We start from the raw sequence: 13,547 nt of genomic DNA on the forward strand, positions 1-13,547 counted from the left end.
ATGTTAAATCGCATAAAAGTTGTAACCAGCCTTCTGTTTGTGCTGGGTTTATTCGGTATTTTACAAATGACGTCTGGCGGGTTGTTCTTCAACGCGCTGAAAAACGACAAAGAAAACTTCACCGTACTGCAAACTATTCGCCAGCAGCAATCCACACTCAACGGCAGCTGGGTTGCGTTACTGCAGACTCGTAACACGCTAAACCGTGCCGGTATCCGCCATATGATGGATACCAACAATATCGGTAGCGGTGCGACGGTAAATGAGCTGATGCTGATTGCCAGCCAGTCGTTAAAGCAGGCCGAAAAAGAGTGGGCGGCATATGAAGCCCTGCCACGCGACCCGCGTCAGAGCGAAGAGTCTATCAACGAAATCAAACGCAACTATGTGATTTACCACGGTGCGTTGGCCGAGCTGATTCAACTGCTTGGCGCAGGAAAAATCAACGAATTCTTCGACCAGCCAACCCAGAAATATCAGGATGGCTTCGAACAGCAGTACGTCACCTACCTGCAACAAAATGACCGCCTGTATCAACAAGCGGTAGACGACAATAACCAGTCTTACTCGCAGGCCATCTGGATCCTCGCTGTGATTCTGGCACTGGTTGTTGCGGCGATTATTACCGTTTGGCTGGGTATCAAGAAAACCCTTATCGAACCGCTGCATCGCTTGATTGATAACATCCGCCATATTGCGGACGGTGACCTGATGCATTCTATTGATGTGCATGGGACCAACGAAATGGGCCAACTGGCAGCAAGCCTGCGTCATATGCAGTCGGAGCTGGTGAGCACAGTGAACGAAGTTCGTAACGGCGCACATGCGATTTATAGCGGTGCCAGCGAAATCTCTATCGGTAATAACGACCTTTCTTCCCGTACTGAGCAACAAGCGGCTTCGCTTGAAGAGACTGCTGCCAGCATGGAACAGTTAACCGCGACCGTGAAACAGAATGCGGAAAATGCGCGTCAGGCAAGCCAGCTGGCATTAAGCGCATCAGAAACTGCGCAGAAGGGCGGCAAAGTGGTGGATAACGTGGTGCGCACCATGAATGACATCGCCGGTAGCTCGAAGAAAATTGCTGACATCACCAGCGTGATTGACGGTATCGCTTTCCAGACTAATATCCTGGCACTGAACGCCGCCGTCGAAGCTGCACGTGCCGGTGAACAAGGACGTGGTTTTGCGGTTGTTGCCGGTGAAGTGCGTAACCTGGCGCAGCGTAGTGCACAGGCGGCGAAGGAGATTAAAGGGCTGATTGAAGATTCCGTCAATAAAGTAGATACCGGTTCAACCCTGGTTGAAAGTGCTGGTGAAACCATGGGCGAAATCGTCAATGCGGTCACGCGTGTGACGGATATTATGGGTGAGATTGCCTCGGCGTCTGATGAGCAAAGCCGTGGTATCGACCAGGTCGGGCTGGCGGTTTCTGAAATGGACCGTGTAACGCAGCAAAACGCCGCATTGGTTGAGGAATCTGCCGCTGCTGCTTCGGCTCTTGAAGATCAGGCAAGCCGTCTGACTCAGGCTGTTGCCGTGTTCCGTATTGGCCAGGAAACCAAAAAAGAACCCCGTAGCGTTGAGCCGAAGCTGACTCTCACTCCTGTACAAAATCGCAAAGCCCCGGTGAGCGATTCAAACGAGAATTGGGAAACGTTCTGATTTGTTAGACGTAGGGTGGATGAGTGTATCCACCCTTCATCAATTTATCACAATAAAAAGCCCACAAATTCTACGTCTGGTATAAACAATCGAACTACTGTTGGAAAAACTGCGCACTTCCTCACCTTCTTTAGCAAAAGCTGCAATCTCAATGAGTTATATTCTTAATTTAACAAAATAATGCATTTTTTAGTATCCGCTAACGGCTATGAAATAGACTTTGGAGGTATGGTCACTACACATACCCACTCAAAGGGAAGGGAATTGATATGGAGATCATTGGTGACAACACCACCGTAACAAGCGTAACCCCCAAAGGAAAAGTCGTTTACTGTCGCGGGGAATCTCACAAATACTGGCTTGAGCTCCAGTTTGTTGATGAGAACAACACGCCTGTTACTGGGTTAAATGTTTGGCTGGAGTACCGCCCGCTGGCATCAGCACAAGAGGTAGCTATGTGGGGCAAAACTGGCTACGAATTCAATCCCACCCCCCCACCGAATCCTCCTGCTGGTGTAACTGACAATCAGGGGCTGGTCAGGTTCGACGGTCTGTACTGGATAACGGTTGATGTGAAAGTTTCAGCTCAGCCGCTTGCCGACGAGATGGAACAAAGGCCGCTGGCACTGCGTCGCAACCCCAACAGCCAACCGGTAAGCAAAAATGCTTTTCGCCGAGAAACTCGCGATAAAAGCTGGCGCACTGACGTGCAGGAGAAAGCCGAAGCGGCAGGGCATAAACACCATTACGTGACCATCGGCGCCCTTTGCGATCGGGTGCCTCTAATCGAAGACTGGAATGAGACGGAACCGCCTGAGTTTCATTTTCCGCAAGGGCGGGTGCTAAAGGGCACTGAGATTTCATGCAAAGAGTTCGAACAGCGATACGTTATTGAAATCTGCCCGTTCCGAGCGTGGGTGCTGGCGCTGCATGACACCAAAGAGTATGACCTTGCCAACGGGCTTAATCTTGGCATTATGGCCGATCTTGCCTACTCGGCTGAAAAAGAGAATAAAACGGTCGCTTACTTCTTTGAAAAGAAGTGCCAGGATCTGTCTGCCATCCCGCAGTTTGCTGAATATCCGTCCTCATATCACACGCTGGCATTGGATGTGCCATTTCGGGATCGCTATCTTCCAGCAGTCTATTTGAGTACCACTGAAAGCGAGCAGCCGGAGGGCGATACGCGCTTGTTTACAGTAGAATGCAACAAGCACGTTATCGTTGCGTGGTGCGGCACGGACAGTTTGCTGAACGGACTAACGGACATCTCTTTTGCACCCAAAAAATGCCTGCCAGAGTTGGGTGGTGTAGGTCATATCCATGGCGGTTTTTTGGAAGCTTATGAGTTAGCGAAGCAGAAGTTTAGAAACGAATTAGATGCTGTCAAAACAGCATTAGGAGCAAGGAAAACTCTCTTCATCTGCGGACATAGCTTAGGTGGTGCGCTGGCACTGACCTATGCCGCTGAAATGAAAGAAAATCACCCGTTCCTATACACCTATGGAATGCCGCGCACCTTTACTCGCACAGCGGTTCTGGGCCTGAATGCTGTAACGCACTACCGCCACGTCAATGACAATGACTCAGTTACTCAAATCCCACCAGATGCCGATCTCGATAATGTGTTCTACGAGAAATGGGGAGCACTGGGTAACAAATTGGGGTTTGACTGGTCGGTCACGACAGCTGTCGGGTTAGGAGTGGCTGTTCGCGATCTGACATTTCAGTCGATGGGCTTAACGGAAAAGAAAGACCCGTACTGGCATCACGGTAATACGGTGATATTTTTCCAGGCGCAGCAGTGCGTGATGAAATTACGTTCCCAGAAAGCTCCGTGGATAGGCGGAGGCGGCAATGATAACCCGGCCCCGGGCATCGTGAGTTACTGTAATAAACGGTCGGTGAAACTCTTCCTGGTGCCGTCACTTAACGATGAGTGTCTGAACGCGAGTGGCGAGCACCAGGCTAAGTTTATTCAGTGTCTGGATCGGGTTAGCCTGAAAAGCACTTTTCCGAGGAATACCAATCCCTCGCTGGACGGACTTATCAGCAATCCTTTCAGCCATTCAATGGCGCACCGTTATCTGCCTTATATTCATAACCAAGTGCTGGAACTGGCAAATCCGGATCTTCCGATGAACAGAAAAGAGAGGCGGGCGCAGTTCAGCCAGGAAATAGAAGGTAGTGCGTCTGCACATGCTAATCAGGATGAAATACAGCGAAACCAGCAATTTATGGATCTCCAGAATATGCTGCCTGTGACGCTTAATCGAACCCGATCAATGGAAACGGGTCAGAATGCACTGAACCGTTTCGCTGCTGTAACGGAGGAAGAAGTTGAATTTTCAAGATAAAAACACTTTGTTGCTGCCTGCTTTGCTACTGCTTTCGTCATGCTATGAGAAGACGGATCAAACGCTGTCACTGCCGGAAAATGCACGTCGTGTGACGGTTGCAGTCGAAGTTCCTGAGGGTATCACGCTGTTGCCGATGCAGATGCTTTACCGTTCGGAGCGGTGTAAGAGCAAAAGGTATAACTCGAGTAACGAAGCGTATGAAATTCGCGGGTATAACGGTTTCAAACAGGCATTTCCAGCGAAAGGAAACAGTGATAAACGGCAACAACGTATCGCTATTGATGGCGGTGGCCCATGCCAGTGGCAGCTTAATTCGATTAAGGTCAGTTTTCAGATTGCTGACGATAACCCTCTGTTGAAAGGAAAAGAGGTCATTGAGACCAATTATATTTTTGATTTTGATGATTATGGGTTCAGCGACGGCTACGGTACCGGAAAGGCAAAAGAAACTAATGGGAATATTGAGTTAAGGACTATTTTTTTTCCTATGGTTAGTCATCATATTGATAACACGACCAGTTTGAAACTATTTGGTGGTAATACGGGATATGAGCAATGGCGTCGAAGATTTAAACTAAAAAACACCCAAAATATCAATATAGAGCCAGTCGTTCGATTCAATAAAATAGTCACATTGAATCCCCCGTTGATACGCCCTGGAAAATTAACCGCTACTTACCCGGATGGTAGCAGTGAACAGATCTCGCATATTTATCCCGATTACGAAAAGCTGCTATCAATGAAATGACCGGACATCACCAAACTAAAAGGATCTTCACGAGATCCTTTTAGTCGTAATTTTTTCACAACTCCACCTCATCCAGCCGCATCAACCGGTCTAACCGCTGGCGATAACAACGCAACGTGATTTCTACGTCCGCTTCTGGCATAAACGAATCACGATATACCGACTCCACAACCCGGCTCTCTTTTTGCAAATCGTTCAGCAGTTTCACAATAAGCTTCTCGGTTAAGCCCATTCCTAACCCAAGCTCCCGGAAATCCATTCCCAGATATTCTCCATATGCCGTTTTGAAACCCGGCGCTAACTCCCGGTCGCCTTCTTCACAGATAAGCAGGGGCAGCGCCATAAATCCGGAACTAAAAATAGCCGGATAGGGTGCAACAGAGACAAAGTCATAAACCGGGGATAGCGTTGGTTCGCCAACTCTCGGGTGCATCAACCCGAAATTGCGCAGATGCATATCGTTATTACCCAGCAAATAGGCATAGGCGATACGGCGGAACAAGTCGATTTTAAAGGCGAGGTTGCTGTTAACATGCTGGGTCAGGAACGCAGCCAGTTGCTGATAACTGACATATTGCTTTCCGTCACTGCCGGTTTTGCCGTACTTTTCACCAACATTCATCGCCGCATCAAGTTGTTCCTGGTGAATAGCCACCCCGGTTATCATATCCCGGTCAAAGCGGCGGATAACAAAGGCCAACTCACGCTCGGTATCACTTCCTTCGGGCGCAAAACTCACTAGTCCATGCGGCGGTACGTCAAACCCCAGTCGCGACATGAGCGTCATTGTGGCGTGTTCGTTTTCCGCCAGATGAGGGAATTCGGCCGGAGAGGGTTTGAGTATGTATTCACCCTGATGCTCTACCACCGCAAACTCGCCATCGCGTACCACCATTTGCAGTTTCGGCTGATACCCGGAAATACTCATTCCGCGCTGGGCTTTTGGCAATTCGTGAATAAATTCACTGCGCGTAAAACTCAGCTGCGGGTTGACCTTACCGGAGCTGGTCAGGTGCTTGAGGCCTTTGTTCGAATAACCTGACGCCTGCTCTTTGGCCTGTACCAACGGAGTTAAAAGAATGTGGCAGCGCATTGTTAATCCTCCTGGGTGTTGACCAGCTGTACTGCGCCAATCAGGTTTTTGCCGTTATCAATCAGCATACCGAGTAGATCATGCTCATCGCGTTGTTGCAGTTGGCTGTAACGCATTTTCAACCAACCTTCCGGTGCTAATGATGCAAAAAAGGGCGGTAGTGTTCGGCTGTGAAAGTGGCCGACACGCACCGGTAAACTTAAGGAGAGCGGCGGCCCGATATAGTCGGCATAGTAGCTAAACGCAAAACCGTCATCGTCCTGGCGCAGTTCACCCACAGGTTCACCGTATAGCCACACTTCTACACGGCGGCGCACAGCTTCACTCCTAATGCGTCAGCAACTCGCAACACGGTACCGAATTTGACCTGGTCGGGATCTTTAAACAGGCGCTTCAACGTTGATCCCGATACACCCGTTTGCAGCTCAAGGGTTGCCAAATCGATGTCCAACTCTTTGCGACGTTGGTTTAGTTGTTGCCCCAACTGCTCAGACTCAGTAATGGTCTGCTCGGTTAGCGTCAGGTCAGATTCTTGTGCTCGCAACGCCACCGCTTTTTTAACGTCACTCAATAATTCGCTCATGGTATGCAGTTTGGCTTCGAGCGTTGAATTGTCATAGTTCATATATGACCCTTATATTGATATTTTTAGAATGAATAGGTTTTTTATGAGCCATAATTTATGAAAAGTATCATAAATGGTCTTTTTGATAAATTAATAATAAAAATGGGTCATTTATGGACCATTGTCAACCAAAGGTGTCATAAAAGGTCTTTTTATGATTGAAAAATACAAATACAGACCAAATATGAGCTTTCCAATTGCAAAGTACGGGCTTATCCAGTTTTTGGCTAACTAAATGTAAATTAATTGTTTCACTCGTGTTGGTGAAAACCTTATTAATTAAGGCATGTTAAACAATACGAGTTTGTCGCATGTCTTATCGAATCAGCCTGCTGGATAAAAGTCCGGTCGCAAAGGATGGCACTCCTGGCGACGCTCTGAAGCACACGTTACATCTGGCTCAACAGGCCGAAGACTGGGGTTATCACCGTTTCTGGATTGCCGAGCACCACAACACTTCCCGTCTGGCAAGTCCGTCTCCTGAGTTGCTTATTGCCTGGATTGTTGGGCAAACCAGCCGCATTCGTGTCGGCTCCGGCGGGGTGATGTTGCAACATTACAGCCCTTATAAAGTGGCGGAAAACTTCAATTTATTAGCAAGTCTTGCTCCGGGCCGTGTGGATCTCGGTGTAGGTAAAGCGCCGGGTGGGTTGCCGCTTTCCACGCAAGCATTGCAACGTGCCGGGCAAGATAAAGAGTCGTTCGCGGAAAAACTTACTCAGCTTGATAACTGGCTCTCATTACCAGCAGCGCAGGATGACGAGGAAACCTTACGTGCAACACCCGTTCCTGCACAAAGCGCTGAGCGTTTCTTGCTGGGTGCAAGCCTTGAGAGCGCAGAACTTGCCGCAAATCTTAACTGGAATTTCGTCTACGCCGCCCATCTGAATGGCGATAAAACCCTAATGCGCGACGTTCTTAACGCCTGGCGCAGCAAAAGTCAGCGCGATACGCAGGTGGCGGTGCAGGTGATTGTGGCAGCGGATGCGGATACTGCTGACGCACTGGCAAGTCTGGTTGAAATCTGGAGCGTTGAGCTTGAAAACAACCAACGCGTTAGTGTCGCCAGTGAAGAGCAGGCACACGCATTTTCTCGCCAGGCGGGCAGCGCCATCAAAAAAATCGAACGCCGCGAACCCTCGCTGCTTAAAGGCACCGCCGAGGTAGTTCAAGCCGGGCTTGCGGCATTAAGCCAGCAGTTTGGCATCGACGAATTTATTATTGATACCCCAATTGCCGACCCGACAGCACGTTTGCAGTCGCTGCGTTTGTTGGCAGGTAAAACGACCGAGAAACCCGTGTCTGATTTTGCCACCTCCTTTACTGCACAGCATGAAGCCTGGTAAGGGGATGACAATGACATTTGCCCCACAGACATTCGAACAACAGCTTATCGACTGGCGACGTGAGCTCCACCAAAACCCTGAACTGTCCGGCGAGGAAGTGGCAACTACCGCTCGTATAAGGCACTGGCTGGAATCCGCAGGGCTGCGTCTGTTGCCGTACACACTAGCCACTGGTGTGGTGGCTGAAGTAGGGCACGGCGATAAGGTGATTGCGCTGCGTGCTGATATTGATGCACTGCCTATTCATGAAACCAGCGGCGTCTCTTTTAGCTCACAACATGACGGCGTGATGCATGCCTGCGGGCATGATGTTCACAGCAGCGTGATCCTCGGCGCAGCCTTGTTACTTAAGGAGCGTGAAGACCAATTGGCGGGTCGCGTTCGCTTGCTGTTTCAACCGGCGGAAGAAAATTTTACCGGCGCAAAGGCATTGATTAAGGCCGGTGCGCTGGAAAATGTCTCAGCCATTTTTGGAATGCATAACGAACCCGGTTTACCTGTCGGCACCTTTGCCACCAGAGGCGGCGCATTCTATGCCAATGTCGATCGCTTTGTTTTGCGGGTGAAAGGGAAAGGTGCGCATGCCGCTCGCCCACATGAAGGCCACGACCCTATTGTGTTGGCAAGCCAGCTGGTTATCGCACTGCAAACTATCGCCAGTCGCGATATCGATACGCTGGATTCAGTGGTCGTAAGTGTGACACGCATACAGGGAGGTAATACCTGGAATGTACTACCTGAAAACGTTGAGCTTGAAGGAACGGTGCGCACGCATCGTGGCGATATTCAAAAACAGGTCGAGAAACGCATCCGCGAAATTGCTTCCGGCTTAGCCAGTGCATTTGGCGCACATATCGATGTGGAGTGGTTTAACGGGCCGGTGACGTTAATCAACGATGAGAAATGGGCGGCATTTTCTATGCAGGTCGCAGAAAGCGTGGGTTACAACACACAAACCTCCGAACTGCATATGGGTGGCGAAGACTTTGCTGTTTATCTGCAAACCATTCCCGGTGCGTTTGTCAGTATTGGTAGCGCCAGCCCTTATGGTTTACATCATTCGGCGTTTAATCCGGATGAGGCATTAATTGAGAATGCGGCGCGATATTTCGCGACACTTGCCGAACAGGCATTACTAAAAAATTAACTATTGCTCATTTGCAGGGGTATCACTCCCCGGGATGCGTGCGGCCAAAATATAGGGGTACATATGTCAAATAATCGACAACTGCGTCTTGGAACAATCTTACATGGCGCATCAGGAAATATGTCGGCATGGCGTCACCCGGCAGCTATTGCTGATGCCAGCATTAGTTTTGAATTTGTGAAAGAGACGGCGTTAAAAGCAGAAGCGGGCAAGCTGGATTTTTTATTTGTCGCAGACGGTTTATATATTAACGAAAAGTCGATCCCTCACTTCCTGAATAGATTTGAGCCATTAACTGTGCTGTCAGCATTAGCCAGCGTCACTTCGCATTTGGGGTTGGTTGGCACACTGTCTACCTCCTACAGTGAACCCTTTACCGTCGCTCGCCAGTTTGCAAGCCTTGACCATTTGAGTAAAGGGCGTGCGGGCTGGAACGTGGTGACATCGCCACTGGAAGGCTCGGCGAAGAACTTCTCCCGTGAAAAACATCCGGAACATGCGCTGCGGTATCGCATTGCTGATGAATATCTGGATGTGGTCAAAGGGCTGTGGGATTCCTGGGAAGAAGATGCATTTATCCGTGATAAAGCCAGTGGGCAATTCTTTGACCCCAATAAGTTACATACCCTGGATCATCGCGGAGATTTCTTCCAGGTAGCAGGTCCATTAAATATTTCCCGCACGCCGCAAGGGCGTCCGATTGTATTCCAGGCTGGCGCATCAGACGACGGCAAGAAATTAGCCGCCCGCCATGCAGATGCTATTTTCACCCATCATGAAACCCTTGAAGAAGCGCAACATTTCTATCGGGATGTTAAACAACAGCTGGAAACTCATGGCCGCCGTCATGAAGACCTGCACATATTCCAGGGTGTGAGCGTGATTGTTGGCAAAGATGCTGACGATGTGGAGAACCAGTATCAAACGACCGCCGCACTGGTCTCAATTAACGATGCTCTGAATTACCTCGGCCGCTACTTTGAGCACCACGATTTTAGCCAGTATCCGCTTGATGAGCCGTTCCCGGATCTCGGAGACCTGGGGCAGAACAGCTTCCGCAGTACTACAGATGAAATCAAACGTAATGCTCACACTCGCAATCTGACGCTACGCCAGGTGGCACTTGAAGCCGCATCACCGCGCCCACGTTTTTCCGGGACGGCACAGCAGGTGGCAGATGGGTTGCAGCAGTGGTTTGAAAGCTATGCCGCCGACGGTTTCATTATTCAGGGCGGTACACCAGATACCTTCCCACGCTTTGTCGATGAAGTGGTCCCGGTTCTGCAAGCACGCGGGTTGTTCCGCAAGGAGTATCCCGGCACCACGCTGCGCGAAAGTTTGGGCCTGGCAGAACCCGTAAATCAGTTTTCGTAACAAACACCAAACATCACAATAAAAAAGAGAACCTGCTATGCAAAAAATATCGCTAATCCTTGCTATCGCTCTGGCACTTTCTTCGGCACAAACTCTGGCGCAAGAGGTCACCATTAACGGCACTGGCGTCAGCCTCGAAGCCAATAAAACGCCGATTAACACGGCCGTGAATCCATCGGCTGTGGCACAGCTGCCAAAAGATCATCATTTTGCGGTTCCCGGTAAATTCACCGTGGCAGTTGCAGCGCTGAACTCACCACCACTGACCGTGTTTGCTGAAGACAACAAAACGTTGCTCGGCAGCGAAGTCGATATTGCCCGTCTGGTGGCTGACAGCTTAGGACTTGAGCTCAACGTTGTACCCACATCCTGGGAAGACTGGCCATTGGGTGTGGCATCGGGGAAATACGATGCGGCAATCAGCAATATTACCGTGACCAAAGAGCGCAAACAGAAATTTGACTTCGCCACCTACCGTAAAGATTCACTGGGTTTCTACGTGAAAGCCAACAGCCCAATCAAAAAGATTGAGAAAGCAGAGGATATTGCCGGGCTGCGCATTATTGTCGGCTCGGGAACCAACCAGGAATCTATTTTGCTGGCATGGAATGAAGAGAACCTGAAGAAAGGGCTTAAACCTTTCACCCCGGTTTATACCAAAGACGATGCGGCACAAACGCTGGCATTGCAGTCCGGCCGCGCCGATGCGTTCTTTGGCCCCAATGTAACGGGAGCCTGGAAGGCCGCACTCACGCAGAAAACCCAATTAGTTGGCGTGGTTGATGGCGGCTGGCCGAAAGCTGCGCATATCGCCGTAACGTTGAAGAAAGGCAGTGGACTCGTGGAACCGGTACAAACCGCGCTTAATGGCGTCATCAAAAATGGTGATTACCACAAAGTACTGAATCGCTGGGGAGAAGGTGTAGAGCAAATCCCTTCATCAGAAGTTAACCCAGCCGGTCTTGGCGATTAAGGAGCAGAACATGCGTGAACAATTTCGTGATGTTTCACCTGAGGCGCCAGAGCTACAGCCGATCATTGCTGGGTTATTTGGCGAATATGAAGCGCGATACGGGGACTATTTTTCCCGTGATGCCGAAGTCGAACTTACCGAATGGTACCTGGCACCGCAGGGCCTGTTTATTGTTCTGGAGCGTGACGGGGAAATTATTGCCACAGGCGCTTATAAGCCATTCGACGAACAGACAGCCGAAGTTAAACGTATCTGGACGCATCCTGCATTACGCCAACAAGGGCTTGCTCAGCGTGTGATGCGTGAACTGGAAAGTCGGGCGCAGGTTGCCGGTTATCGCCATATCTATCTGACTACCGGTTTTCGCCAGCCAGAAGCGGTGAAACTTTATCTGAGTCTTGGCTACCAACCGCAGTTTGATATTCACCGTAACCGGGAAGAATACAGTGTGGCTCCGTTCGACGGCCGCTTACGTTTTACAAAAGAGTTGGCTCGTCTGAGCAAAACGGCCTGAGGAATACTTATGCATACCCCATCAACGATAAAAGTGGTTCCTGCGCGCTATCCACTCAGAACACTCGGTGCAATTATCGCTCTGTTTGTGCTGGCTGTGGTTATCCAGTCGGTTGCATTTAACCCCCGCTGGGAGTGGAGCGTCTTTGCCCGCTGGTTCTTTGACCCGGTGATTCTTGAAGGACTGGCGCAAACTTTACTGCTGACGCTAATAGGGACTGTGCTGAGTGTCGTGATTGGCGGAATGTTGGCGCTGGCACGGCTTTCATCTTCGTGGCTGCTAAATAGCCTTGCGTGGAGCTATATCTGGCTGTTTCGTTCACTGCCACTGATCGTGGTGCTGATTATTCTCTATAACTTCTCCTATCTGTACGACACGCTCTCGATTGGTATTCCGTTTACCCAAATTCAGTGGGGAAGTTACCAAACGATAAACGTGCTGGGGCAGTTTTCTACCGCCGTGGTTGGGCTGACGTTAGTGCAAAGTGCCTATACAGCCGAGATTATTCGCGGTGGTTTCCTTGGCGTGGATCACGGCCAATATGAAGCGGCAGCGGCATTAGGGTTACCCGCATGGCGACGTACGCTGCGTATTATTCTACCGCAGGCGCTGCGCACCATCTTGCCTTCAGGTTTTAATGAAATTATCAGTCTCGCTAAAGGCACAGCGATGGTTTACGTGTTGGCGATGCCTGAGCTGTTCTACACCATTCAGATGATCTACAACCGCACTCAGGAAGTGATCCCACTGCTAATGGTGGGGGCGGTCTGGTATCTGGTTATCACCAGCGTACTGTCGCTGATTCAACATCTGGTCGAACGTTGGCTGGCACGTAGTGAGCGCCGCTCGGCGATTAATCAACAAACTCCCGCTCGTAATCCGTCACATCAACCGGTGCTGCAGACTCAGGAGGCCGCCCATGTACCAATCCCATAACCAGACTGGCCAAATTTCGATTACCGGTGTGAGTAAATATTTTGGCCGCCATAAAGCGCTGGATAACGTCTCACTGGAACTGGAACCAGGGTCGGTCACGGTGATACTTGGGCCGTCAGGTTCCGGTAAATCCACCTTGCTGCGGGCGATTAATCATCTTGAACGTGTAGATGAGGGTTTCATCCAGATAGATGGTGATTACATTGGCTATCGTCAGGCTGGCGACAAACTGTATGAACTCAAAGAAAAAGAGATCCTGCGTCAGCGCATTAACGTCGGCTATGTGTTTCAAAACTTTAATTTGTTCCCGCATCTCACGGTGCTGGAAAACCTGATTGAGGCACCGATTGCTCATAAACAGCTGAGCCGAAAAGCGGCGATTGAACAAGCCTATCAACTGCTTGATGTGGTGGGGCTGCGTAATAAAGCCGATGCCTGGTCGCGCCATCTTTCCGGTGGGCAGCAACAACGTATCGCCATTGCGCGAGCGCTGGCACTGCGTCCACGCGTGATGCTGTTTGATGAACCTACGTCCGCACTCGATCCGGAGCTGGTGGGCGAAGTGTTAGACGTGATTAAAAAACTGGCCCGTTCCGGCACCACGCTGGTGGTGGTGACGCATGAAATCGGTTTTGCCCGGGAAGTGGCGGATAACGTGGTGTTTATGGTCGACGGGAAAATCGTTGAACAAGGCAGCAGCGACGAAGTGCTTAACCATCCACAACATTCGCGAACGCGTCAGTTTTTATCAAAAGTTCTCTAAGGA

General features: G+C 50.1%; 13 protein-coding genes. 10 read left to right on the top strand and 3 right to left on the bottom strand.

The features are described 5' to 3' along the window. The 3 genes from tsr to LVQ76_RS05105 all read left to right on the top strand — a co-directional run bounded on the left by tsr (position 1) and on the right by LVQ76_RS05105 (position 4,773). Positions 1-1,665, top strand: a complete 1,665-nt coding sequence (gene tsr, locus LVQ76_RS05095; protein ID WP_232921140.1) for a methyl-accepting chemotaxis protein — start codon at positions 1-3, stop codon at positions 1,663-1,665. A 269-nt stretch (positions 1,666-1,934) separates the two neighbouring features. Further along, on the top strand, positions 1,935-4,022 hold the full coding sequence (locus LVQ76_RS05100; protein ID WP_232921141.1) for a lipase family protein: 2,088 nt from the start codon (positions 1,935-1,937) through the stop codon (positions 4,020-4,022). Continuing rightward, on the top strand, positions 4,006-4,773 hold the full coding sequence (locus LVQ76_RS05105) for a hypothetical protein (RefSeq protein WP_232921142.1): 768 nt from the start codon (positions 4,006-4,008) through the stop codon (positions 4,771-4,773). Before LVQ76_RS05100 ends, LVQ76_RS05105 begins: the two co-directional genes overlap by 17 nt. A 55-nt stretch (positions 4,774-4,828) precedes the next feature. On the opposite strand, the gene LVQ76_RS05110 is transcribed toward LVQ76_RS05105, so the two are convergent. From LVQ76_RS05110 to LVQ76_RS05120, 3 genes are read right to left on the bottom strand one after another with little or no spacing between them, the layout of a single operon-like run. Next, a complete protein-coding gene (locus LVQ76_RS05110) occupies positions 4,829-5,866 on the bottom strand; it encodes a type II toxin-antitoxin system HipA family toxin (RefSeq protein WP_232921143.1) in 1,038 nt (345 codons plus the stop codon). A gap of 2 nt (positions 5,867-5,868) precedes the next feature. After that, positions 5,869-6,183 (bottom strand): HipA N-terminal domain-containing protein, encoded by a 315-nt coding sequence (locus LVQ76_RS05115; RefSeq protein ID WP_232863702.1) that lies wholly within the window; start codon positions 6,181-6,183, stop codon positions 5,869-5,871. After that, a complete protein-coding gene (locus LVQ76_RS05120) occupies positions 6,168-6,491 on the bottom strand; it encodes a helix-turn-helix domain-containing protein (protein WP_232921144.1) in 324 nt (107 codons plus the stop codon). Before LVQ76_RS05120 ends, LVQ76_RS05115 begins: the two co-directional genes overlap by 16 nt. A gap of 311 nt (positions 6,492-6,802) precedes the next feature. On the opposite strand from LVQ76_RS05120, the gene LVQ76_RS05125 reads away from it, so the two are divergent. The 7 genes from LVQ76_RS05125 (at position 6,803) to LVQ76_RS05150 (ending at position 13,544) form a co-directional block, all read left to right on the top strand. Then, positions 6,803-7,837 (top strand): MsnO8 family LLM class oxidoreductase, encoded by a 1,035-nt coding sequence (locus LVQ76_RS05125; protein WP_232921145.1) that lies wholly within the window; start codon positions 6,803-6,805, stop codon positions 7,835-7,837. A 10-nt stretch (positions 7,838-7,847) separates the two neighbouring features. Then, a complete protein-coding gene (locus tag LVQ76_RS05130; protein ID WP_232921146.1) occupies positions 7,848-8,984 on the top strand; it encodes an amidohydrolase in 1,137 nt (378 codons plus the stop codon). 63 nt (positions 8,985-9,047) lie between these two features. Beyond that, positions 9,048-10,358: an LLM class flavin-dependent oxidoreductase gene (locus LVQ76_RS22445; RefSeq protein WP_502257783.1), complete on the top strand. Its 1,311-nt coding sequence runs from the start codon at positions 9,048-9,050 to the stop codon at positions 10,356-10,358. Between the two features lie 37 nt (positions 10,359-10,395). Further along, positions 10,396-11,331 carry an ABC transporter substrate-binding protein gene (locus tag LVQ76_RS22450; protein WP_151993536.1) on the top strand — a complete coding sequence of 312 codons (936 nt, stop codon included), beginning with the start codon at positions 10,396-10,398 and terminating at the stop codon, positions 11,329-11,331. Positions 11,332-11,341: 10 nt separating this feature from the next. After that, positions 11,342-11,845, top strand: a complete 504-nt coding sequence (locus LVQ76_RS05140; protein WP_134182543.1) for a GNAT family N-acetyltransferase — start codon at positions 11,342-11,344, stop codon at positions 11,843-11,845. 9 nt (positions 11,846-11,854) lie between these two features. Then, on the top strand, positions 11,855-12,781 hold the full coding sequence (locus LVQ76_RS05145; RefSeq protein ID WP_154154767.1) for an amino acid ABC transporter permease: 927 nt from the start codon (positions 11,855-11,857) through the stop codon (positions 12,779-12,781). Then, positions 12,765-13,544, top strand: a complete 780-nt coding sequence (locus LVQ76_RS05150) for an amino acid ABC transporter ATP-binding protein (RefSeq protein WP_064518973.1) — start codon at positions 12,765-12,767, stop codon at positions 13,542-13,544. The genes LVQ76_RS05145 and LVQ76_RS05150 overlap by 17 nt, the downstream gene beginning before the upstream one ends. The last annotated feature ends 3 nt before the right edge of the window (positions 13,545-13,547 follow it).

Source organism: Buttiauxella cochleicola, assembly GCF_021283185.1.
Lineage (GTDB): Bacteria > Pseudomonadota > Gammaproteobacteria > Enterobacterales > Enterobacteriaceae > Buttiauxella > Buttiauxella massiliensis.

What these genes read in the sequence shown, in the direction of transcription:
- LVQ76_RS05150 (WP_064518973.1), top strand. Translation starts at nt 12,765, where the DNA reads ATGTACCAATCCCATAACCAGACTGGCCAAATTTCGATTACCGGTGTG.
- LVQ76_RS05140 (WP_134182543.1), top strand. Translation starts at nt 11,342, where the DNA reads ATGCGTGAACAATTTCGTGATGTTTCACCTGAGGCGCCAGAGCTACAG.
- LVQ76_RS22450 (WP_151993536.1), top strand. Translation starts at nt 10,396, where the DNA reads ATGCAAAAAATATCGCTAATCCTTGCTATCGCTCTGGCACTTTCTTCG.
- LVQ76_RS05125 (WP_232921145.1), top strand. Translation starts at nt 6,803, where the DNA reads ATGTCTTATCGAATCAGCCTGCTGGATAAAAGTCCGGTCGCAAAGGAT.
- LVQ76_RS05120 (WP_232921144.1), bottom strand. Translation starts at nt 6,491, where the DNA reads ATGAACTATGACAATTCAACGCTCGAAGCCAAACTGCATACCATGAGC.
- LVQ76_RS22445 (WP_502257783.1), top strand. Translation starts at nt 9,048, where the DNA reads ATGTCAAATAATCGACAACTGCGTCTTGGAACAATCTTACATGGCGCA.
- LVQ76_RS05100 (WP_232921141.1), top strand. Translation starts at nt 1,935, where the DNA reads ATGGAGATCATTGGTGACAACACCACCGTAACAAGCGTAACCCCCAAA.
- tsr (WP_232921140.1), top strand. Translation starts at nt 1, where the DNA reads ATGTTAAATCGCATAAAAGTTGTAACCAGCCTTCTGTTTGTGCTGGGT.
- LVQ76_RS05130 (WP_232921146.1), top strand. Translation starts at nt 7,848, where the DNA reads ATGACATTTGCCCCACAGACATTCGAACAACAGCTTATCGACTGGCGA.
- LVQ76_RS05145 (WP_154154767.1), top strand. Translation starts at nt 11,855, where the DNA reads ATGCATACCCCATCAACGATAAAAGTGGTTCCTGCGCGCTATCCACTC.
- LVQ76_RS05110 (WP_232921143.1), bottom strand. Translation starts at nt 5,866, where the DNA reads ATGCGCTGCCACATTCTTTTAACTCCGTTGGTACAGGCCAAAGAGCAG.